Raw genomic sequence first — 874 nt, 5'->3', positions numbered from 1 at the left:
CGCTAAGTGTTCCCCTTAACCTTCCAGCACCGGGCAGGCGTCAGCCCCTATACATCAGCTTTCGCTTTAGCAGAGACCTGTGTTTTTGCTAAACAGTTGCTTGGGCCTATTCTCTGCGGCCTGCTCTCGCAGGCACCCCTTCTCCCGAAGTTACGGGGTCAATTTGCCTAGTTCCTTAACTGCAATTCTTCCGCGGGCCTTAGGATTCTCTCCTCATCTACCTGTGTCGGTTTGCGGTACGGGCACTATTTTTCTCTCTAGATGCTTTTCTTGGAAGCATGGAATCAGATACTTCGGTTCCGTAGAACCTTCCCCATCACGCCTCAGGATTGTTAAAGCGGATTTGCCTACCTTAACTCCCTAAACGCTTAGACTAGCATCCAATAGCTAGCACATCCTATCCTTCTCCGTCACACCATCGATAATAACGATAATAGTGGTATCGGAATATCAACCGATTGTCCATCACCTACGCCTTTCGGCCTCGGCTTAGGTCCCGACTAACCCTCAGCGGACGAACCTTCCTGAGGAAACCTTAGATTTTCGGCCTGTGGGATTCTCACCCACATCTCGCTACTGATGCCAACATTCTCACTTGTAATCAGTCCACCGCTCCTTACGGTACGACTTCAGCCCGATTACAACGCTCCTCTACCGCTCACACTAATGTGTGAACCCGTAGCTTCGGTGGTAAGTTTAGCCCCGTTACATTTTCGGCGCAGGATCTCTCGACTAGTGAGCTATTACGCACTCTTTCAATGAGTGGCTGCTTCTAAGCCAACATCCTAGTTGTCTTAGAAATCCCACATCCTTTCCCACTTAACTTACACTTTGGGACCTTAGCTGACGATCTGGGCTGTTTCCCTTTTGACCA

At 49.7% G+C, this 874-nt stretch carries 1 rRNA gene; it reads right to left on the bottom strand.

Features of this window, described 5'->3' with window-relative positions:
- Window positions 1–874, bottom strand: a 23S ribosomal RNA gene (locus ACQPUW_RS17225); the annotation flags it as partial.

The organism is Clostridium sardiniense (genome assembly GCF_050584765.1).
GTDB lineage: Bacteria > Bacillota > Clostridia > Clostridiales > Clostridiaceae > Clostridium > Clostridium sardiniense_A.
Note: the sequence above shows the minus strand (reverse complement) of the source record. Positions and strands in the feature narration are given on the sequence as shown.